Raw genomic sequence first — 18,674 nt, 5'->3', positions numbered from 1 at the left:
GGCTGCCACCCTGTTATCAGTAACTTACATTTGCCCCATTTTAAGACGATTTCATTCGATAGCTCTCTCCATTCAGCTGCCAGATATACCTGCCATTATCAGTTGCCTCAATGATTCTATCCAGCAGGCGTTGAGTAATCTGACCCTTTAGTTCTGCTGAATCCAGGTTAGTTGTAATGATTGTTGGCAGAAGATGATTATAGCGGTAATTTAAGATGAGATGAAGTTTCTCTTTCTGCCAGTCACTGGCCCGCTCAGTGCCAAGGTCGTCAAGAAGAAGCAGATAGGACCGCTTATACCTGGAAAGTGTAGCTTCTTCAGTCTGCAGTTCAGAATCATAGCTATTCCGGAGCTCCTGGATTAGATCTGAACTGGTAATAAAGTGGAAAGTTCGACCTAAATCTGGTCTGCCAGGATAATAGGGATTGCTGGACTTTTCTGCCATATGATAGGCCCACTGAACTGCTGCTTCTCTAAAGGCTGCAACTGCCAGGTGGGTCTTACCCAGGCCATAGCCACCAGTAAATAGGGCCCAGTTGTTTTTCTTCCGTAATTTCACAAAGGAGCTGGCGTAGGACTGGATTTCTTTAATGGTTTTATCGGCACCATCACCTAGCAGGTCGGCCTTGAAATTATCAAAGTCTTTGCCCTGATACCGATCTGGAAGTTCCAGACTCTTTAACATATTCTTTTTAGCTTCTGCCAGTTTATCAAATGGCTTGACAGGTTTAACAGGCACGGCTAGATGAGCAGAGTCCTCTCTTGAGACATTCTCCTTTGATTTCTTAGAAGTATTTGCCATATTCATTCGCTGTTTTCTTGTCTTTGCCATTGTCTCCTGAAATATTTCTCTGCCCATTACTTTTACCTCCCTTTCTTTTATTGAATTGAATAACATTATTCTTTTCATGTTTTGCAATCATCTCTCTGGCTTCTTCAACAGTTCGAATTCCGGTGTTATGCCAGTTATTTAAAATGCCCTTGAGATAGGCAAAGTTTTTCGAGCCATGAAAACCAGTCTGTTCTATTGCCAGGACTATCATATCTTTGGTTAAACCTTTATCAAGGTAACCCTGAATAGCCTGGAGATAAGTCGGGGTTAAGGGGAACCCAAAGATCTCATTGAATTTAAGAGAAATTTCGTCAGGTTGATTTGGAGGCTGAACTGGCAGGTCTCCTCCTACAACTTCAGAAGTTCTTAAGTTCTTTAAGTTCTTGTTTGTATTTTCCTCCATTTTTTCAGTATTTTTTTGCCGTTTTTTATTCGTTTTTTCTTCGTTTTTTTCTGAAGAAATATACACCTGATAATCCTCATAGTTACAGACCTTGATCAGGGTTTTTCGGCTGTCTTTTTTTAGAGATATAATTTTATCTTTCTCTAAAAGTTTTAAAAAGTTATTTAATTTAGTAGTCGACCAGCCCCAGCGTTCAGAAAGAAATTTTAGAGAGGTTATTCTCTCGCCTCTTTTGACAATGATTAATTTATTGCCAAATTCAATTTCTTTATCTTCTTTATTAACCAGCATTAATAGATCAACAAATGCTGCCCTTTTGCAAAAAGCCTCTCTTACATCCCAGATCCAGTGGTTCATGATTGAACGGTATAGTTTTATCCAGCCAAATTTTTTGTTTTGATTTTCCATCTGATCACTTCCTAGGCTGATTTATCAGAGTCTAAATCTGCCAGAGCTCTTTCAAGTTTTTCAGCATAACAGTAATCTATTAACCAGCAGATAAAATCATCGGCAAGTAACTGAGAGCAGTTATCTAAGGAAAAATCGTGTTTCCAGGGATTATTCTTATCCTGGACAAATCTATCCTTCATAATTAGGTGGGTCTTTTCAAGGTCAAACCCGAACTGCTGGCTGATAATTTCAAAGTAATCGACTATTTCTCGCTGCTGGCTTTCTGTTATTTCGTTTAATTGTTTATTTCTAATTTCCTGATCTAACTCAATCTTTACCTGCAGGGGCTGATTAATTAATTTATGGATATTCCTTAAGGCCTCTACCTGGTTTTCCTCGCTGACCTGGACAGTTAACTTCATTCCCTCTTTTAAACTATTTACTGAAATTCTATTTGCTTTAAAAATCATATTATGAATTCTCCTCTCAAGATTTCTTATTATTTTTTTCAATAGTATCTAATAAATAAAGTTTTCTGGCAGTAGAAAGTGAAGCTAAGCTGCCTTCTTTTGCTATAATTTCATCTATTAATTTTCGGGTATTTCCTTTGTTTTCCCGGTAATACTTCCTGAGTTTATCGACTGGTGGCTCTATCGGCTCAGAATTAATTGTAACTTCAGCTATATCTTTTAGCCTCTGGCCATCGTTATCCTCTTCTGAGGCAATACCTAAGGCAGCTGCCAGACTGTAACGCCGGGCATAGGTTATGGCTGAACCGGTCTGCTGAATTTTATTCATATCCCTGCCATTATCTGCCGGTAAAACCAGGGGTCCAAATGAAAGCCACTGGCCAGAGGTATGATAGATTCTGGTCATTAATTCGATATCGCCATTATCGCCAGAACGGACTTCCTGGGAGAAACTTAAGCCCAGGCCGGCCATGGCTTTTCTGGCATGGTCTATTAAATCATCCAGGGTCATGTATTTATAGCCCTGACCTGCAGCTGTCCTGGCCTTTTCAGGAAATTTGACTTGCTGTTGAAATCTATGAAATTCAGAGATTATTTTATCAATTTCGGGACTTTGATGCATTATGAATGCTCCTTTCTATGGATTGTATTTTGCAATTTTTTAATATTAACTTAACTATACTATAATTTTTGTAACTTGTAAAGCTTTTTTTAAATTATTTATACATTTTTAATAATTTTATTGCTTTTATTTTATTATTGATGTATAATCAATTTAAGAGGTGATTTAAATGGTAAATTTCTCAAAAAGGTTAAAGCAGTTAAGAATTGAGTATGATTATACCTTACAGGAATTAGCCGAAGAATTAGAAACAACTGAAGCTACTTTATCCCGTTATGAAAATGATAAAAGTTATCCTAATACCATGATGCTATTAAGATTGTCTGAGTTATTCAATTGTAGTCTTGATTATCTCTTAGGTGAAAGTAATGAAAAAAGAAAAGTTGAAGAGTTATTTAATAAGTATTATGAGGAAGGAGCTGAATTAGAGGATATATTAAATAAATTTAGAGTAGAATATAAGGGAAAGAAGTTATCTAATCAAGAAATAGCAAATTTGATCAAAATACAGGAAATGATGAGAAACACAAATAATTAGAGAGGAATAAATATTATATGATAAATTATAATTTTATTATAGTATATTTATTTAATAAATATAAAACTATGTGCCCAAGGAAATTATGTGAATTAATGGATATCAAAATAAATTTTAATTTCCTTGATGGTGAAAATATTAGCATTCTCTATTATAATAATGCTAATAACCAGCTATATATACTTTTATCAAATAACCCTGATGATGAAGAAACAGATAGATTAATTGCTCATGAATTGAGTCACTATTTACTGCATCCTAATTGTTATAATCATAATATTGAAATTAAATCTAAATATATTACAAATTTATTAGATTCTGAAGCTAATACCCTGGCAGAAGAAATATTAAAAAAGCATAATAGTCATATAACTTAAAAAAACCTCTGAAAAATAGGTTAGATTATAACCTTCTTCAGAGGAGCTTTGTATTTTAAAGATTCCTCTGAAACTCAACCTCCAGATCCCCAGCCTGATTACTGCTCAAACTTAATCCCTCTGGTTTCTCTACTTCTCTTTTAAGCTCAGCCTTATTGCGGTCTCTTAATTTAAGGAGTATGAAGAAGGCAGGACAAGAAACTCACGAGAATATGCTAAGGAAAAGGATAGATAGATAGATAGATAAGTAAGTGCAAGGGTTTATTTAAAAGTGCTAGGAGTTAGACCCAGCACTTTAGTTTGATAGTATAAAATTAGCTGATAACAAATAGTTCTAAAAGCTATTATATGGATTTAACTTTAAACTCCTCTAAAGGGGCAACTCTTTCTTCTTTTTTTATGTATGACTCTGATTTAGCCTCACCATCAATTTTTAAATCTTTAAATTTAATGGGAATGCCCCGGCCTAAATAAAAGTTAGGGTGGTCTTGAAAATGAAAATGTAGATGTGGCTCAGTTGAATGTCCTGAATTCCCACATTTTCCAATTATCTGCCCTCTCTTAACAATATCTCCTTCTTTTACTTTAAAACTACCAGGTATAAAATGGGCCATAAAGGAATACTCTTGATCGTTATGCTTTATCATTACAAAATTACCTCTAAAGTCTTTAGCCAAAAAATCTAGCATCATATTACCTGGATTCGGATAATCTCTAATGCCATCTTTAACTTTTATAACTTCTCCATCTGCAGGAGATAAAACATTCTTACCATAACAATAATAATCTTCTAGATTATCTCCATTATTTTTATAACTTCTATTTTTTGAATCAACCACTACAAAATCATAGGCGTAACGTTGATTAATAACCTCCCATGAATGAGAATCTTTTTGCTCAACTCCACCATTAATAACTATCCATTCCTCTTCAAATGGCAAAGTATATTCTCCCTGTTGTTGAAAACTTTCTGGTTCAGATAAGCGTGTGTTCTGTATTGTATGCCAGATCATTTGCAATAATTGAAATGGATTTAAATATATTAAGATTGTTGAAAGATAATATTTTAGTGGAAGAGTTTCATTTTCCTCCTCTTCTTTTTTAGTATTATTCCAGGAATCACTTATAAATAAGGTTATACCGCCAAGTATAATTGCTGACCCTGCTAGCAAACTAAAGTCTAAAAATACTAAATCAAAAACATATAAACTAATTCCGATTACACTTAAAGATTTAAATATAATTTTAGCATTTATAACCCAGGGAAGAGATAATGTTATAAAAACAAATGCTGTCACAGTTATTAATCTAGTTATATTCACTAAATCCTGAGGTAAATTAATAACTATCTCCATTATTGTTACTAGCAGCAAAATTACTAAAGCTAGATTAGATATCTTTTTTAGATTTAAAAATGTTTCTTTTCTATTCACTATAATAATCTCCTCTCTGTTATTTAATGTTAGTATTAAAAAACTACCCAAATTATTAAGTAGTTGTGTCAAAGTACAATTGTATTCAGGAAGGGAAGAATATTAAGTTAATTATATCACTATTTATTAATAGCTGTAAAGGCGGTTTGAGAGGATATTATTTCTGATTTGGATTCTGTTTTAATTTGATAGAAAAGAAAATTAAACAGATATTTTATTTAATAAAGCCAGTAAAATAAAAACCCCACAGCTGCTAACTGTGGGATTGATTTATTAGGTATTTAATTTTTGTTGTTTATTCGACTCTTTCAACTGAATCTATAAGTTGTAACCAGGTTATTGAGCTGTAAGGATAGGCTTGAAAACCTTCAAACTCTGGCTGAACTATTGCTATTTCTTCATAATAATAAAGGAAGTTGGTTGGTACCTGATCAATTAAGATTTCCTGTACTTCTTTATAGATTTCAATTGATTCATCGCTTGTTGGATCAACTGTTCTTCCTCTTTCAAGTAATTCATCCAGGCGTTCATTACTGAAACTGGTATGGTTTGCATTACCCTGACTGTGGAACTGACGATATGAGGCTCTATCCGGATCTGTCTGACCGGTCCAGCTACCAAAGTAAAGATCATAATCGTTGGACTGGGTAATTCTATCTACTAAAGCTCCCCACTCTTCAGATATTATTTCAAGTTCAATATCAAATTGTTCAAGTTCATAGGCCAGTATTTCAGCTATTGATAGGTTTACTGAATCTTGATCTACATATAATTCAAGACTGTCACCAGGTTCTAGAACTGATTTATCGAGATACTCCTGGGCAGTTTCTGGATCATATGCGGGGTAATCTATCTCATCATTAAAGTGAGGCATCTGAGGAGTTAGATTGCTTTTGCCTGGAGCTCCTATTCCTTCCATTACCTGCTCAACGATTGCTTCTCTATCAATTAAATGGGTAAAGGCTCTCCGGAAATATCTGTCCTGTAATAGTTCAGGGTTTCTTTCTGTTGTAGTATTCATTGCTAAATGTACATAGCCGGTACCTGGGGTTCTATAGACGTTTACATCATCTGACTCTTCCAACCTTTTTAGATCCATTGGCACTATACCGCCCTGGAACATGTCAATTTCTCCTGCTTCAAAGGCTAAGAGACGGGATGAATCTTCTGGGATAGGCACAAACTTTAGCCTTGAGAAATTAGGTTCTCCCTGCCAGTAATCTGTAAAAGCTGTCATGGAGTGATGTTCGTCTGCTCTCCATTCTTCATGTACGTATGGGCCAGTTCCGATTGGTTCCTGACCGAATTCTTCATAACCGACTTCTTCATGATAATCATAAGGAACAATACCGGCTCTAGCAATATTATTAATCATAAAGGCAAATGGTTCGGAAAGGTGGAAGACTAAATTGTAATCATCAATAACTTCAACTTCTTCAATGTTGTCAAACATATTTCTATTGGCAGCAGGGTTATCTTCATCTAATATCCAGTCAAAAGTATATTTTACATCTTCTGCTACTAGCTCTCTACCATGATGCCATTTAACACCTTCTCGTAATTCAATATCAATTCTAGTGGCATCTACTAGTTCCCAATTGCTGGCCAGGTGGGGCTGAAGTTCTAAATCAGCATTGAACCTAATCAATGGCTCATTAATAAGATTTAGTCTTTCAAAGGCTACACTATCTATCTCGACTAAAATGTGAAGCCCTGAGGCTTCAGCACTCTGACCTATAATAACTGTATCATCTGCTAAGGCCTCTTCTGAAACGGCTGACAAGGTTAAAAGAAACACCATTAAAAGGATACTTGCTACTTTAACTGTTTTTGTTGTTTTACTACTCATATTACTCGCTCCTCACTTTTGTTTGATAATTTAAAGTTTTATTTTCTGGTTCCATCATTACTGGGTTTAGTCTGATCTTAAAAGATAAAACTAATGTTTTTAAATCACCTCCATGATATTATTTTCCATTCAAATTGCAGTTTATTTTAAAATATTCAATTTGAAAGCTTTTTAATATAATCAATAAAATAAGTGAATATTTGTTTTTGTTCATTTGATTTTTTAAACATCATCTCTGGATGCCACTGAACAGCAAATGTCATTTCTTTATCTTTAACTTCAATACCTTCTATTAGACCATCCTCTGACTTTGCTATTACTGAGACTCCATCGCCTAATTGATTTATTGCCTGGTGGTGTAAACTATTTGTTTTGATTTTTTCTTTTTGTAAAGCTTGATAGAGATGTGAATCCTGATAAACTTCTACCTGATGAGCTTTATAATCTTTTCCTTTATTTAAATTAAAATGTTCAACTGGTAGCTTTAATAAATCTATATTCTGATAGATGCTGCCACCATAATATACATTGATTAACTGCAAACCTCTGCAGATTCCAAGGATTGGCTTGTTACTTTTAAGTGCCATATCTAAGACTTTTAATTCAAATTCATCTCTAAAATTATTAACTAGCATGCAGGTATCTAATTTATTCTCTTGATATAATTCTGGATCTATATCTCCACCACCGGTTAAAAGCACTCCATCGCACCTCTCTAATGCTGAAGCTATATATTCTTCATCATTAATTGGAGAGATTATAAATGGCATGCCACCTCCTGCTTTTATTCCATTTAAATAATCAACTGTGCACATGACCATGTCCTGGGTTGGAAATCCTCTGACTCTTTTATCTTCATCGAGTTCTTGATTGAAAACATAGTACGAAGTTACTAGAATTGTAGGTATCATTACAATAATCATCCTTTGATTAGTTAGAGTAAAAAATTAATATATGTATTTTATCTTATCACATCGCTAAAATATTTCAATGGTATTTTTTGGTGCAAGGTTTGAAATTGTATATTTTATTCCTGTTAGAAAAACTCCTCACGCAATAAATTTAGACCCTTCTGCTTCGATAGAGCAGTTAGAATTATATTTTTAGGCCTTAAGTTCTTTGTAAAAAAGAAGGATTTCTCAAAGATATATATAAGAGTATATGTTAATGGTTATTTAAATTTATCACATAATTTATATCAATTAATTTAGTTTTATTGAATATAAGCAGTTTAAAGGAGGATATATTATAATGAATATGAAAAAAGTAGGGTTCGGTTCTAAAGCAGTCCATCTAGGGCAGGATTTTGATTTAAAAACCGGAGCCCACAATAGTCCAATTTATCAGACATCTACTTATGTATTTGATAATGTGGATGATGCAATCAGGTTTAATAAGGATCAGGAGTCTGGATATACTTATACAAGGTTTCGGAGTCCATCTGAAGCTGAATTAAGTAAAAAAGTGGCTTTATTAGAAAATGGTGAGGCAGGTATTTCTTTAGGCTCTGGATTAGGAGCTATTTCAACTGCCATTATGACTCTGGTTAAAGGTGGAGATCATATTGTTGCCAGTGATGTTCTTTATGGTTGTACTTTAACGTTAATTGAAGAAATTCTTTCAGATTATGGTGTAGAATTTACTTTAGTAGATACGACTGATCATGATGCAGTTAAAGCTGCAATCCAGCCAAATACTAAAATAGTGTACTTAGAAACACCGTGTAATCCGACTTTAAAAATTACTGATATTAAGCGAGTTTCTGAAATTGCCCATGAACATGGGGCAAAGGTTTTAGTTGATAGCACATTTGCTTCTCCATATATTCAGAATCCATTAGATTTAGGGGCAGATGTGGTAATTCACAGTGCCACTAAATACTTGAGTGGACACGGGAACGTTGTTGCTGGTGTAGTTGTTGGTTCTAAAGAGTTTATTAGAAAGGTAAGAATGCCTCATCTGCAGACTTTAGGTGCAGTTATATCTCCATTTGATGCCTGGGTAGTTATGCAGGGGATGAAAACTCTTGAGTTAAGAATGGAAAGGCATTGTGAAAATGGAATGAAAGTTGCTGAATATTTAAATGATCACCCTGCAGTAGAAAAAGTATATTATCCAGGGCTGCCAGAACATCCACAGCATGAACTGGCTAAAAAGCAGATGAATGGTTTTGGCGGGATGATTAGTTTTGATCTTAAAGGCGGCTTTGAAGCCGGTAAGGCTTTAATGAATAGCGTAGATATGATTTCTATTGCTACAAGTTTAGGAAATGTTGATACTTTAATCCAGCATTCACCTTCAATGAGCCATTTTGATATGACTCCAGAAGAGAGAGCTGCAGTTGGTATTAATGAGGGCCAGGTAAGGCTTTCTGTTGGTGTTGAAAATGTTGAGGATATTATTTCTGATTTGGATTCTGCTTTAGATTTGATGGAGAAGAAGATTAAGTAAAGCAGATCTATTTAGGAGTTACCTGGTTAAGACTCTAAAATTAAGTTATTTGACAGGATCCTCAACCTGTGCTATACTTATTTGCGTTGGACACAAAATCTAGTTTCATCGTCCAATGTAGAAATAGGAGGAATTTATTTAAATGATTTACACAGGTACAGTTAAATGGTTTAATGATCAAAAAGGTTTCGGTTTTATTGAAAGAGAATCTGGTGACGACGTATTCGTACATTTCTCAGCAATTCAGGCTGATGGTTTCAAAAGCCTTGAAGATGGCCAGGACGTTGAGTTTGAAGTAGCAGAAGGCGACCGCGGTCCACAAGCTGAAAACGTTGTTGCTATATAATAAGTATATAATGCTTTAATATAAAGCGAAAACGTGAGACCCCCTATCATTAATTTGATAGGGGGTTTTTTGATTTATAAAGTTGAGTTTATGCAATATTAATAGATTAATTAATATGCTTTTTATTTTCAAGCAGGCTATTGCCTAAGAAGTCATGCTTAAGTATATTTAGTAGAATATGGGCCTATACTATTTTATTATGAAAATTAGTGGAAAAAGCCTTATATAAATTATCAACAAAGACAGGCAGATTGCTAATACTTTTTAAGTTATGGCTAGAATCTGTCTGGCTTAATATGACAGGATTAACTAGTTTAATCCAGGACTTTTTAATAGTTTTCTGGCTTCTTGAAAACGCTGGATAGCTGTATATAAGACTAAAACTGCATATAATATAGTCAGGCCATATATTAAATCTGGTAATACTAAAAATACTGTAAATAATATAAATCCCTCTGTTCTTTCCATCAATCCTACCTGATAACGAAATGATTTTTCTCCGGATTTTTCAGAAACAGCACCGACAGTTAGAAATATAGTCATTGAGAGGATTATGCTGGTTGTCATGAATAGTAAATTTAATCTAACTTCAGGGAATCTAAAAGCCAATCCAATAATAAATGATATCTCTACAACTCTATCAAAGGTTATATCTAAAACGGTCCCCCATAATGACTCTTTATTATTCAATCTTGCAATGGCTCCATCTACTGAATCTAAAAAGCCTGATAGCCATAATAAAATAATGGCAGCAATAAACATATCCAAATAGACTAGCAGTCCTGTTAAAATGCCAATTGTTCCAGCAATTATAGTAACTTGATTTGAACTTAAACCTAAACCTGATAAAAATTTAGCAGCAGAATTAATTATGAAATCGAAATATTTTCTTGCATATGTATCTAACATATTTATCACTCCAGTTAGATTAATTATTCTTAATATGGCATTTAAGCTTAAACCACTTAAGAATCAATGAAAATAAAAGAATTTATGCCAGAATATTTGCCAACTATAAATTTCATAGGTGTTATTATCTTGTAATGGATGTTCAATTTATTAAAATAAAAATACTAAAACCAGTATAATAAACTAAAATTTTTATTGCAACCTCTTTTTATTTAATTCTGGGCTATATTAAAGTATAGTTTCTGGCTAATAATCTAAAGTTTCAAAAATCACCTCCGGAGATGAAGATATAATATAAGATATTCTTATTTGACATATTACAAAGTATTATATATAATACTTTTGGACAATCGTGATTACAAATCAAAAATAGGAGGAAAATCAAATGAAAAAGACATTTTTTATTTTTACTTTAATGCTTATATTCACGAGTTTGATTGTTGGGACCGCAGCTGCTAATACTTTAGATGAGATTATTGAAGATGAAAACATGGTTTTAATTGATTCACGGAGCCCTTACTCTTACAACGGGTGGGAAATTGATGGTGAACCTGGAGGACACATACCTGGTGCAGTATTATTTTCTAAGGGATGGCTCAATCATTTAGAAAGCGATACTGAAATAATATCTGAACTTGAAAGATTCAATATCAATGAAGATCAAGAGCTATTCGTTTATGGGCCTGAGGCAGACGGGCTGGCTGAAGAGTTAAGTAGTTTAGGTTATATGGCTGAAACTATTTCTGTTGACCTTGAGGAACAGGATGAGCTACAAAAACTCGACCATTATGAACTTCTGGTTCATCCTGACTGGTTAAATGAAAAGATAGAAAATGATGAGGTATATGTTTTAGAGGCTTCCTGGGGAGATGATTCTGCACATATCGAAGGACATATTCCTACCAGTGTTCATATGAATACCGATGCTATTGAAGAAGGACCTTTATGGAACAGAAGAAGCGATGATGAAATCATTAATGCTCTAGGTGAACATGGCATTACTTATGATATGACAGTTGTTGTATATAGTTTAGATGACATAACCCCTGCAACTAGAGTGGCTTCTATTCTTATGTATGCAGGTGTAGAAGATGTAAGAATTTTAGATGGTAACCTTCCTGCCTGGGAGAATGCTGGATACGATTTAGACAGCGGTGAAGTGGAACCAGATCAAGTTGATTTTGGATATACCGAGCCTGCTAACCCAGATTATATTATAGACCTACCTGAAGCTCAGGAGGCTTATGATGATTCTCAATCAAGTTTTGTTGATATTAGAAGCTGGGAAGAATTTATTGGAGAAACTTCTGGCTACGACTATATTCCAAGTGCCGGAAGAATTGAAGGAGCCATCTATGGTTATGGTGGAAAGGACGCTTATGATATGAGTGATTTCCGAAATCCAGATGACACCATGGTCAATTTCAATTATATGGAAGCCAGATGGTTGGACCAGGGCATAAATCCAGATAATTATAACATTTTTTACTGTGGAACAGGATGGAGAGCTGCAGAAACCTGGTTATATGCTAAAGCCTTAGGCTGGCAAAATATAACTGTCTTTGATGGCGGTTGGTTCGAGTGGAGCGAAGAGGAACTACCGGTTATTGTTGGTGAATAAGATGAAATATTTAAAATATCTCTTATTTTTTCTAGGATATTTATTTTTTACAGCGAGTTTAGTCTTTGCTAGACTGGCTGATATTTATCAGGGTGTCAATAGAAGTTTATTTAACCGGAGATATAATTTAGACCAGAATTACTTCACAGCAACTAACATTAATATCTACCGAGTAATAATAGTTGTCTTATTGTTAATGCTAATCTACAACTTTTTAAAAAATAGAGATAAAATGTTACAGTTTATTTTATCTTTTAGCTGGGGACTTTTTACTTTCATCTTATTACTTAACTATAACAGCATTGACATTTTAAGCCTTCCCTATTTAACAATGGCTGGAGCTATACTTTTCGGCTTTCATTTGATGGCTTTCTTCTTAAAAAAATCTAAAAGAGGTGAGACCAGTGAAGCTAGCTCTGGTTAGATGTTTGCAAACTGAAGAGATTTGTAACGGCCGACACTGTTTGGAGTATATCAATAATAAGGAAGGCAGCCTTCACGGGTTTGAAGAAGAAATTGAATTGGTTGATGTCATTACCTGTGGAGGCTGCCCTGGCAATAAATTTAAAGCTCGGGTAGAAAAAATGCTAGCAAACGGAGTGGATAGTTTTATATTTGCTTCCTGTACCAAACTAGGTACTCCTATCGATTACCCATGCCCCCATTTTTCAAAATTAAAATCAGTGGTCAAAGACTTATCTGAATCGGTAGATATATATGAGTGGACCCACCAGAAAACTTATAAGGATATGGTGCTTTACCGATTAAAAAACAAAAAAATATTAAACCAATTTAAGAGGGGGTATAAAATTTAATGAGAATAGGAGTTATCCGCTGCTTTAAAAATGAGGGTAATAGCAATAGTGAAATTTCTTTGGATAATCTAAATCAAAAAATCAAAGATAATATTGATAAAGATTATAATAAATTAGCGATCGTAGGCAGCTTAACCTGTGGCGGCTGTCCAGGCAAAAAGGCAGTAAAAAGGGTCAAGAAATTATTAAAGGAATATGCTGATTATGTATATTTGGACGAGGTGATTTCTGGTAGTTCTGCTGAGCTTAACTGTATTTACTCAGAAAAAATTCTAGATGCTATTTATAACAGGACTGCTGAGGAAAAAATTATTATCTCTTCAAACGAAAAAGTACATCAGATTGATGAGGCAGAAGATGAAGTTTGAAAAGAAGAAATTAGCTAGACTAATAATAATATTAGTTTCATTAGCCACAGCAATACTCTTGATCCGTTTAACAGGACTGAATAAATATATAAGCATCGATAATATAGAGCTACTTCAGAAATTCGTAGCAGATTTTGGTATACTTGCCCCTCTTGCTTATCTCGGGATATGGGTCTTAGCATGTATCCTGTTTTTGCCTGGATTACCGGTAACAATTCTAGGTGCTTTCTTATTTGAGCCGGTTTTTGCTATTATTTACACCTCAATTGGCTCTACATTAGGAGCAAGTTCTGCCTTTATTTTGGGGAGATATGCCGCTAGAGATCTTGTTACTAGCTTAATCAGTAATAAAGAAATGCTACAGAAGATTGATTCTGGAGTAGAAAAGCATGGCTGGAGAATGTTAATAGTCACGAGGATGGTTCCTCTTTTTCCCTTTAATCTTCAAAACTATATATATGGGCTAACTTCTATGAAGTTAAAGGTATATGCACCTCTGTCCTGGATATGTATGCTGCCGGCAACTGTCGCATATATTTTAGCAGCCTCTTCAATTTATAGAGGCGAGGGAGATCTGACTCAGACTTTTATATATCTTGGTCTGGCTGGAGTAATATTTTTTATCCTGTCTCTTATACCAAGGTTGCTTAAAAATAGAGGTTATATTCAAAATGAAGATGATATTTAATCTTTGCACTCTTGATATATTAGTATTTCAGTACGCTTAAGCTAAAAATCTAAAATATAAAATCAAATAAATTAAAAAGCCAGACTGGCTGCCACTGCTGGTTAGAAGGATGGCAAAAGCCTGTCTGGCTTATACAGGAATTCTAATGAAAATATTTTTTAATGCTCTAATATATGATTAGAACCGCAGTAATGACAATATATTTCTTCTGCAACTTTAAGAACTTTTAAATTTTCATCACAGCATTCTAATTCAACTATTTTAAATGGATTGAATATATCTGGTTCCATCTTAGGATAATTAGATTCTAATTTTTCCTCTTTAAATTCGTCTAAGTATTTTTCATTTATTATTTCAGTTATTAAATAATCAATAATGCCAGTTAAATAATCTGCTTGACCATCAGTCCACCAGTAAAAATCATCTGCCACTTGTCCACAGTATGGGCATTTATAATAAGTTTTTATTCCTGCAAAATTTTGTTATTAATTTAAAAACCACCTGTTTCCCGGTGGTTCGATTATATCTATATTAGTTTAAAATGCTTCGCCGTTTTCCAGCAGGGCTTTGCCCAGGAAGTCATGATAAAGGACATTAATGATATTTATACTATTAATTAAAGAAGTCCTAAATTAACTTAACTAAATAGTAAATCTCAATATTTGGTTTTAACTAGCTTAATAGCTTCTTCAGCCAATTTATTACTAATCCAAACTCCATTTTCTCTCATATTTCTTATTACAGATTCAATTGCTAAATCTTCACCAATTTTTATAGCTGATATAATAACTCCTAATGAACCTGTAACTTTTAAATCATTTAGTCTAGCTATTCTTCTGCCAGCAGCTTCATCTATGCACACTGTTTTTATACCATTATCAATAGCTACCTGAATTACAGATGCTTCTCCTTTATCTAGAGAATTAGACAGAAATGAATTTAACTTTACAGGTCTATTTAATTTATTTAGCCAACTATTTTCATCAAAAATTTTAGCATCATTAGTAATATTTTTCTTTGCCAACATTTCTTGTCCTACTTCATATGGTACCATAACCTCTTCATATAATTTTTCTAAAACTTTTAAATTCCCTAAACCAGCTATAATAGCTATTAATGGGTCCGTATTTATAACAATCTTTTTAGACATTTTCAACATCAGAGGCTAATTCCTCTGGCCTTTCGCTGTAATGACAGGTGATATAACTCAACATGAGATTAGAAAGTATTTACATATCAGATTCGTCTGATGTTGAAATTTTAAAATATTCTACCTGAAATGTGTATTGATGTTACTGAAATGGTTTTTGGACTTTGTGAAATTTGTTAAGAGATACCGCTTGGTAACCGTCGGGTAACCGCTGGGTCTATTAAATTTAGTGCTATCTATCGATAAAGTTGAGCTTTGTGGTCTGCTATACTAAAAGGCTGTTTGTGGGGTGATATAATATAATTAAATTTAAAGTTTTGACAATTTGAGGCTTTTTGGTAATATTCCTGGCAGATTAGTAGCGTCTATCAGCATAATTAACTAACTGAAAGGATGTTTAAAATGAGTGAGCTAGATATTCAAGAACTCAAGATGGTTGCTGAATCCTATGAAGAGTTACTTGCCCCTGCTCTATTCGATGAATGGACTTCCCGGCTGATAGATGCTGCCAATATTGAGCCTGGAGACAGAGTGCTGGATGTTGCCTGTGGAACTGGAATCCTGGGCCGGACTGTTGCTGAAGAGGTGGGGTCTGCTGAGTTAGTCTCCGGGGTTGATATCAACCCTGGTATGCTGGCTTTAGCCGAGGAGATTTCTCCTGAAATTGACTGGCGTGAAGGTGAGGCTGAAGATCTACCCTATAGAGACAATAGTTTTGATGCTGTTATCAGTCAATTTGGCTTGATGCTTTTTTCTGACCCTGAGGTTGCTGTTAAGGAGATGTGGCGGGTATTAAAGCCTGATGGCCAGCTGGCGGTGGCTGTTTTTGATTCCCTTGATAAAATACCGGCTTATGGTGTTATGGCCAGAGTTTACGACCGGATGGTAGATAAAAAGGTGGGAAATGCTCTCCGGCTGCCTTTCTCGATGGGTGATACTGATGAACTTTGCTCTATTTTTGAGTCTGTAGGTCTAAGTTCTATTGATATTAGGACTGAGAAAGGTCAGGCATCTTTTTCAAGTGCCAGACATATGGTCTTAGCTGATGTTAAGGGCTGGTTTCCATTTGCTCAAATCTTTTTAGAGAAGTCTAAAATTAATGAGATTTTTGAGGAGGCAGAAACTTTTCTGGAGCCATTTATGACTCCAGATGGTGCGGTGGAGTTTCCGGTTCCTGCGCATATTATTACTGCAGTGAAGGCTTGAATAATTGCTGACAGGTTATTGATATTAAGATAAGGTGATTTAATAAGCCCCTGGTGAAGGCCAGGGGCTTAAAGATTTTAGGCTCTTAGGGATTTAAAGATTTAAGATTATTAGCATTCCTGCTGCATTTTTTCTTCCCAGATGCCGACTCTTTCTTCGTGGCTTACTTCTCTTGTGATTTCATGGAGCATCCTCTGATACCCAAAAGGATCATTGAAGATTGCATTGATGACTCCGAAGTCTGGAATCTCAGTTACTGGCTGCAGTTCTGTACAGCCTGCTTCCATGGCTTTTTGATAGACTTCATTAATATCCGGGACCATTATATTAAACCAAATTGTCTGATGGGTATCCTTATCCGGTGCCAGCATGTTGTATTCAGGGTTTTCATCTAGCATATGAAAACGGACTCCATATAGACTAAAGATAACTTCATTCTGGCCCTTTGGAAAGTCTGTGACTTCAACTGGTTCGACCTCAAAGATCTGTTTATAGAGTTCCAGGGCTTTTAGGCTGTCCTTAACGATAAAATCGATTTCTACTCCAGTCATTTTAATTCCCCCTTGTAGGCTGTTTCGATTTCTGCCAGGTTGAGTTTTTTCATCTCCATAAAAGCATTCATGACTCTACTTGCCTTTTCCGGGTCTGGATCTCTTAAATATCCATTCAGTACCTCTGGAACAATCTGCCAGGAGACGCCAAATTTATCTTTTAGCCAGCCACATTGTTCAGCTTCTGGATCTGCAGAAAGCTTATCCCAGTAATAATCTATCTCTTCCTGGGAGCTTAAATTAACCAGTAAAGAAATGCCTTCTGTAAAATTAAATTGATGATCCATTGCGCTATCCATTGCTGAAAACTCCTGATCATATAAGGTGAATGCTGCATAATTTATATCTTGTTCTCTATTCGGCTCCATACCTTCTCCATATCGGGAGACCTCTTTAATTTCGGAGTCCTTGAATACATCTGTATAAAATTTAATTGCCTCTTCTGCCCGGCCGCTGTTTTCATTTACAAATATTAAGGAGGGTACAATTCTTTGTTCGCATTCGCTGCAGATCATTATCTGCCATGAAACGCCGTATTTATCTTCAATCCAGCCATATTTATCATTAAAGGGGTATTTATCAAGGGGCATTAAGACCTTGCCCTGCCTGGATAATTTATTCCAGAGCCGGTCAACCTCTGTTTCAGTCTGGCAATTTACAAAGAACGAGATTGAGGGATTTATTTGAAAGAAGGAGCCACCATTAATATTATAGAAACAAAAACCCTCAATTTCATATTCAACACCTAATATACTTCCAGCAACTTTTCCTGAGACTTCGGCACTTTGCTTATCATAATAATCTACTGCCAGTTTCTTTGAATTATTAAAGATAGAGATATAATAATCTGCTGCCTCTTCTGCCTTATCATCAAACCAGAGATGGGGTATAATCTTTTGCATAATTGTTACCTCCCTTTAGGCCTAATAAACTAAAAAGAAATTTATGAACTATTAATAACATATATATTTGAGTTAATCAGTATAGTAATTACTTTTTAATAATTTAAGCCCCTGGTGGGAACCAGGGGCTAATAATACTTCAGGATTTACGCCAGAAGGTCTGGCAGTCTGCTTTATCTTTAATATTAAATTCGATGATCTCTTTCAGGAGTTTGTAGTTAACTGGCTGGTCCCACTTGATTCTGAATATTTCGCTGGTGGCGTTATAACCGGATTCTGCAATTTCTTCGGCAAATTCTTTTAAACATGCTTTTTCAGGGGCCACACTTATATGATTTTTGGCCTTGCTGAAGCCGATGATGAATGTTCCATGGTGAGTAAACATTGGCTGGTTCCATTTGATCTGGAATTCCAGTTCTGGAAATTCAGTTTCAACCCAGTTTAAGATTGTTTCTAATCTCTGGCGGTGATCAGGGTTATCGATGATTGCTAGATATTCTTTAAATGATGGCATGGCTAGCCTCCTTGTTGATCGGTCTAAATATCAGCAGACTTGATAGGCAACAGAGTTTTAATCGGTAACAGAAATAATAAGCTTATTGCAGGTGATTGCATTTATTTTTTGGCAGAAAATTTCTGCCTGGTTTTGAAGCTATTTTCAGTAAAGATAATTTTATAATACAACTATTATTTAATGCAGTCAATAATTATGTAAAAAATATAGTTTATTAATTTAGTCTAATATTAAAGCCC

The 18,674-nt window shown here is 34.8% G+C and carries 23 protein-coding genes; 10 read left to right on the top strand and 13 right to left on the bottom strand.

The window, feature by feature from the left end:
- Positions 1-40: 40 nt before the first annotated feature.
- From I0Q91_RS00245 to I0Q91_RS00230, 4 genes are read right to left on the bottom strand one after another with little or no spacing between them, the layout of a single operon-like run.
- Positions 41-859 carry an ATP-binding protein gene (locus I0Q91_RS00245; protein ID WP_270452110.1) on the bottom strand — a complete coding sequence of 273 codons (819 nt, stop codon included), beginning with the start codon at positions 857-859 and terminating at the stop codon, positions 41-43.
- Positions 786-1,643 carry a DnaD domain-containing protein gene (locus I0Q91_RS00240; protein WP_270452109.1) on the bottom strand — a complete coding sequence of 286 codons (858 nt, stop codon included), beginning with the start codon at positions 1,641-1,643 and terminating at the stop codon, positions 786-788. The genes I0Q91_RS00245 and I0Q91_RS00240 overlap by 74 nt, the downstream gene beginning before the upstream one ends.
- An 11-nt stretch (positions 1,644-1,654) precedes the next feature.
- Positions 1,655-2,095 carry a hypothetical protein gene (locus tag I0Q91_RS00235; RefSeq protein WP_270452108.1) on the bottom strand — a complete coding sequence of 147 codons (441 nt, stop codon included), beginning with the start codon at positions 2,093-2,095 and terminating at the stop codon, positions 1,655-1,657.
- Between the two features lie 16 nt (positions 2,096-2,111).
- Positions 2,112-2,717 carry an ERF family protein gene (locus I0Q91_RS00230; protein ID WP_270452106.1) on the bottom strand — a complete coding sequence of 202 codons (606 nt, stop codon included), beginning with the start codon at positions 2,715-2,717 and terminating at the stop codon, positions 2,112-2,114.
- 169 nt (positions 2,718-2,886) lie between these two features.
- Between I0Q91_RS00230 and I0Q91_RS00225 the strand changes: the two genes are divergently transcribed.
- A complete protein-coding gene (locus I0Q91_RS00225) occupies positions 2,887-3,255 on the top strand; it encodes a helix-turn-helix domain-containing protein (protein ID WP_270452105.1) in 369 nt (122 codons plus the stop codon).
- A gap of 95 nt (positions 3,256-3,350) precedes the next feature.
- Positions 3,351-3,632, top strand: coding sequence for an ImmA/IrrE family metallo-endopeptidase (locus tag I0Q91_RS00220; protein ID WP_270452104.1), 282 nt, complete (start codon positions 3,351-3,353; stop codon positions 3,630-3,632).
- A gap of 344 nt (positions 3,633-3,976) precedes the next feature.
- Here I0Q91_RS00220 and I0Q91_RS14360 read toward each other — a convergent pair whose 3' ends face one another.
- The 3 genes from I0Q91_RS14360 to I0Q91_RS00205 all read right to left on the bottom strand — a co-directional run bounded on the left by I0Q91_RS14360 (position 3,977) and on the right by I0Q91_RS00205 (position 7,825).
- Positions 3,977-5,065, bottom strand: a complete 1,089-nt coding sequence (locus I0Q91_RS14360) for a M23 family metallopeptidase (RefSeq protein ID WP_270452103.1) — start codon at positions 5,063-5,065, stop codon at positions 3,977-3,979.
- 295 nt (positions 5,066-5,360) lie between these two features.
- Complete coding sequence (locus I0Q91_RS00210; protein WP_270452102.1) at positions 5,361-6,914, bottom strand: ABC transporter substrate-binding protein; 1,554 nt, start codon at positions 6,912-6,914, stop codon at positions 5,361-5,363.
- Between the two features lie 155 nt (positions 6,915-7,069).
- Positions 7,070-7,825, bottom strand: a complete 756-nt coding sequence (locus I0Q91_RS00205; RefSeq protein ID WP_270452101.1) for a gamma-glutamyl-gamma-aminobutyrate hydrolase family protein — start codon at positions 7,823-7,825, stop codon at positions 7,070-7,072.
- Between the two features lie 340 nt (positions 7,826-8,165).
- Between I0Q91_RS00205 and I0Q91_RS00200 the strand changes: the two genes are divergently transcribed.
- Entirely contained in the window at positions 8,166-9,365 is a 1,200-nt protein-coding gene (locus I0Q91_RS00200; protein ID WP_270452100.1) for a trans-sulfuration enzyme family protein, read from the top strand.
- Between the two features lie 142 nt (positions 9,366-9,507).
- Complete coding sequence (locus tag I0Q91_RS00195) at positions 9,508-9,711, top strand: cold shock domain-containing protein (protein WP_270452099.1); 204 nt, start codon at positions 9,508-9,510, stop codon at positions 9,709-9,711.
- A 309-nt stretch (positions 9,712-10,020) separates the two neighbouring features.
- On the opposite strand, the gene I0Q91_RS00190 is transcribed toward I0Q91_RS00195, so the two are convergent.
- Positions 10,021-10,620, bottom strand: a complete 600-nt coding sequence (locus I0Q91_RS00190; RefSeq protein WP_270452098.1) for a CDP-alcohol phosphatidyltransferase family protein — start codon at positions 10,618-10,620, stop codon at positions 10,021-10,023.
- 385 nt (positions 10,621-11,005) lie between these two features.
- Between I0Q91_RS00190 and I0Q91_RS00185 the strand changes: the two genes are divergently transcribed.
- Genes I0Q91_RS00185 through I0Q91_RS00165 form a run of 5 tightly spaced genes read left to right on the top strand, consistent with a single transcriptional unit; the run spans position 11,006 to position 14,112 of the window.
- Positions 11,006-12,241, top strand: a complete 1,236-nt coding sequence (locus I0Q91_RS00185) for a rhodanese-like domain-containing protein (RefSeq protein WP_270452097.1) — start codon at positions 11,006-11,008, stop codon at positions 12,239-12,241.
- Between the two features lies 1 nt (position 12,242).
- Positions 12,243-12,665 (top strand): hypothetical protein, encoded by a 423-nt coding sequence (locus I0Q91_RS00180; protein ID WP_270452096.1) that lies wholly within the window; start codon positions 12,243-12,245, stop codon positions 12,663-12,665.
- Positions 12,646-13,056, top strand: coding sequence for a CGGC domain-containing protein (locus I0Q91_RS00175; protein ID WP_270452095.1), 411 nt, complete (start codon positions 12,646-12,648; stop codon positions 13,054-13,056). Before I0Q91_RS00180 ends, I0Q91_RS00175 begins: the two co-directional genes overlap by 20 nt.
- The gene (locus I0Q91_RS00170; RefSeq protein WP_270452094.1) at positions 13,056-13,424 is read left to right on the top strand and encodes a CGGC domain-containing protein; all 369 of its coding nucleotides are present in this window, start codon (positions 13,056-13,058) and stop codon (positions 13,422-13,424) included. Before I0Q91_RS00175 ends, I0Q91_RS00170 begins: the two co-directional genes overlap by 1 nt.
- Positions 13,414-14,112: a TVP38/TMEM64 family protein gene (locus tag I0Q91_RS00165; protein WP_270452093.1), complete on the top strand. Its 699-nt coding sequence runs from the start codon at positions 13,414-13,416 to the stop codon at positions 14,110-14,112. The genes I0Q91_RS00170 and I0Q91_RS00165 overlap by 11 nt, the downstream gene beginning before the upstream one ends.
- A 158-nt stretch (positions 14,113-14,270) precedes the next feature.
- Here the strand turns inward: I0Q91_RS00165 and I0Q91_RS00160 are convergent, their stop codons facing one another.
- A complete protein-coding gene (locus I0Q91_RS00160) occupies positions 14,271-14,543 on the bottom strand; it encodes a hypothetical protein (RefSeq protein WP_270452092.1) in 273 nt (90 codons plus the stop codon).
- Positions 14,544-14,767: 224 nt separating this feature from the next.
- Entirely contained in the window at positions 14,768-15,262 is a 495-nt protein-coding gene (locus I0Q91_RS00155; protein WP_270452091.1) for a PIN domain-containing protein, read from the bottom strand.
- Positions 15,263-15,664: 402 nt separating this feature from the next.
- On the opposite strand from I0Q91_RS00155, the gene I0Q91_RS00150 reads away from it, so the two are divergent.
- A complete protein-coding gene (locus tag I0Q91_RS00150) occupies positions 15,665-16,468 on the top strand; it encodes a methyltransferase domain-containing protein (RefSeq protein ID WP_270452090.1) in 804 nt (267 codons plus the stop codon).
- 110 nt (positions 16,469-16,578) lie between these two features.
- Here I0Q91_RS00150 and I0Q91_RS00145 read toward each other — a convergent pair whose 3' ends face one another.
- From I0Q91_RS00145 to I0Q91_RS00135, 3 genes are all read right to left on the bottom strand, one after another.
- Complete coding sequence (locus I0Q91_RS00145; RefSeq protein WP_270452088.1) at positions 16,579-17,019, bottom strand: VOC family protein; 441 nt, start codon at positions 17,017-17,019, stop codon at positions 16,579-16,581.
- Entirely contained in the window at positions 17,016-17,921 is a 906-nt protein-coding gene (locus I0Q91_RS00140) for a VOC family protein (RefSeq protein WP_270452087.1), read from the bottom strand. Before I0Q91_RS00140 ends, I0Q91_RS00145 begins: the two co-directional genes overlap by 4 nt.
- Before the next feature lie 139 nt (positions 17,922-18,060).
- Positions 18,061-18,435 carry an iron chaperone gene (locus tag I0Q91_RS00135; RefSeq protein WP_270452086.1) on the bottom strand — a complete coding sequence of 125 codons (375 nt, stop codon included), beginning with the start codon at positions 18,433-18,435 and terminating at the stop codon, positions 18,061-18,063.
- Positions 18,436-18,674 lie beyond the last annotated feature (239 nt).

It is taken from the genome of Halonatronomonas betaini, from assembly GCF_015666175.1.
Classification (GTDB): Bacteria; Bacillota; Halanaerobiia; order Halanaerobiales; family Halarsenatibacteraceae; genus Halonatronomonas; species Halonatronomonas betaini.
This window is presented reverse-complemented; position numbering and strand designations above follow the sequence as displayed.

Coding starts and splice junctions, on each gene's coding strand:
- I0Q91_RS00245 (WP_270452110.1), bottom strand. CDS start 859: ATGGGCAGAGAAATATTTCAGGAGACAATGGCAAAGACAAGAAAACAG.
- I0Q91_RS00240 (WP_270452109.1), bottom strand. CDS start 1,643: ATGGAAAATCAAAACAAAAAATTTGGCTGGATAAAACTATACCGTTCA.
- I0Q91_RS00235 (WP_270452108.1), bottom strand. CDS start 2,095: ATGATTTTTAAAGCAAATAGAATTTCAGTAAATAGTTTAAAAGAGGGA.
- I0Q91_RS00230 (WP_270452106.1), bottom strand. CDS start 2,717: ATGCATCAAAGTCCCGAAATTGATAAAATAATCTCTGAATTTCATAGA.
- I0Q91_RS00225 (WP_270452105.1), top strand. CDS start 2,887: ATGGTAAATTTCTCAAAAAGGTTAAAGCAGTTAAGAATTGAGTATGAT.
- I0Q91_RS00220 (WP_270452104.1), top strand. CDS start 3,351: ATGGATATCAAAATAAATTTTAATTTCCTTGATGGTGAAAATATTAGC.
- I0Q91_RS00210 (WP_270452102.1), bottom strand. CDS start 6,914: ATGAGTAGTAAAACAACAAAAACAGTTAAAGTAGCAAGTATCCTTTTA.
- I0Q91_RS00205 (WP_270452101.1), bottom strand. CDS start 7,825: ATGATACCTACAATTCTAGTAACTTCGTACTATGTTTTCAATCAAGAA.
- I0Q91_RS00200 (WP_270452100.1), top strand. CDS start 8,166: ATGAATATGAAAAAAGTAGGGTTCGGTTCTAAAGCAGTCCATCTAGGG.
- I0Q91_RS00195 (WP_270452099.1), top strand. CDS start 9,508: ATGATTTACACAGGTACAGTTAAATGGTTTAATGATCAAAAAGGTTTC.
- I0Q91_RS00190 (WP_270452098.1), bottom strand. CDS start 10,620: ATGTTAGATACATATGCAAGAAAATATTTCGATTTCATAATTAATTCT.
- I0Q91_RS00185 (WP_270452097.1), top strand. CDS start 11,006: ATGAAAAAGACATTTTTTATTTTTACTTTAATGCTTATATTCACGAGT.
- I0Q91_RS00180 (WP_270452096.1), top strand. CDS start 12,243: ATGAAATATTTAAAATATCTCTTATTTTTTCTAGGATATTTATTTTTT.
- I0Q91_RS00170 (WP_270452094.1), top strand. CDS start 13,056: ATGAGAATAGGAGTTATCCGCTGCTTTAAAAATGAGGGTAATAGCAAT.
- I0Q91_RS00165 (WP_270452093.1), top strand. CDS start 13,414: ATGAAGTTTGAAAAGAAGAAATTAGCTAGACTAATAATAATATTAGTT.
- I0Q91_RS00155 (WP_270452091.1), bottom strand. CDS start 15,262: ATGTCTAAAAAGATTGTTATAAATACGGACCCATTAATAGCTATTATA.
- I0Q91_RS00150 (WP_270452090.1), top strand. CDS start 15,665: ATGAGTGAGCTAGATATTCAAGAACTCAAGATGGTTGCTGAATCCTAT.
- I0Q91_RS00145 (WP_270452088.1), bottom strand. CDS start 17,019: ATGACTGGAGTAGAAATCGATTTTATCGTTAAGGACAGCCTAAAAGCC.
- I0Q91_RS00140 (WP_270452087.1), bottom strand. CDS start 17,921: ATGCAAAAGATTATACCCCATCTCTGGTTTGATGATAAGGCAGAAGAG.
- I0Q91_RS00135 (WP_270452086.1), bottom strand. CDS start 18,435: ATGCCATCATTTAAAGAATATCTAGCAATCATCGATAACCCTGATCAC.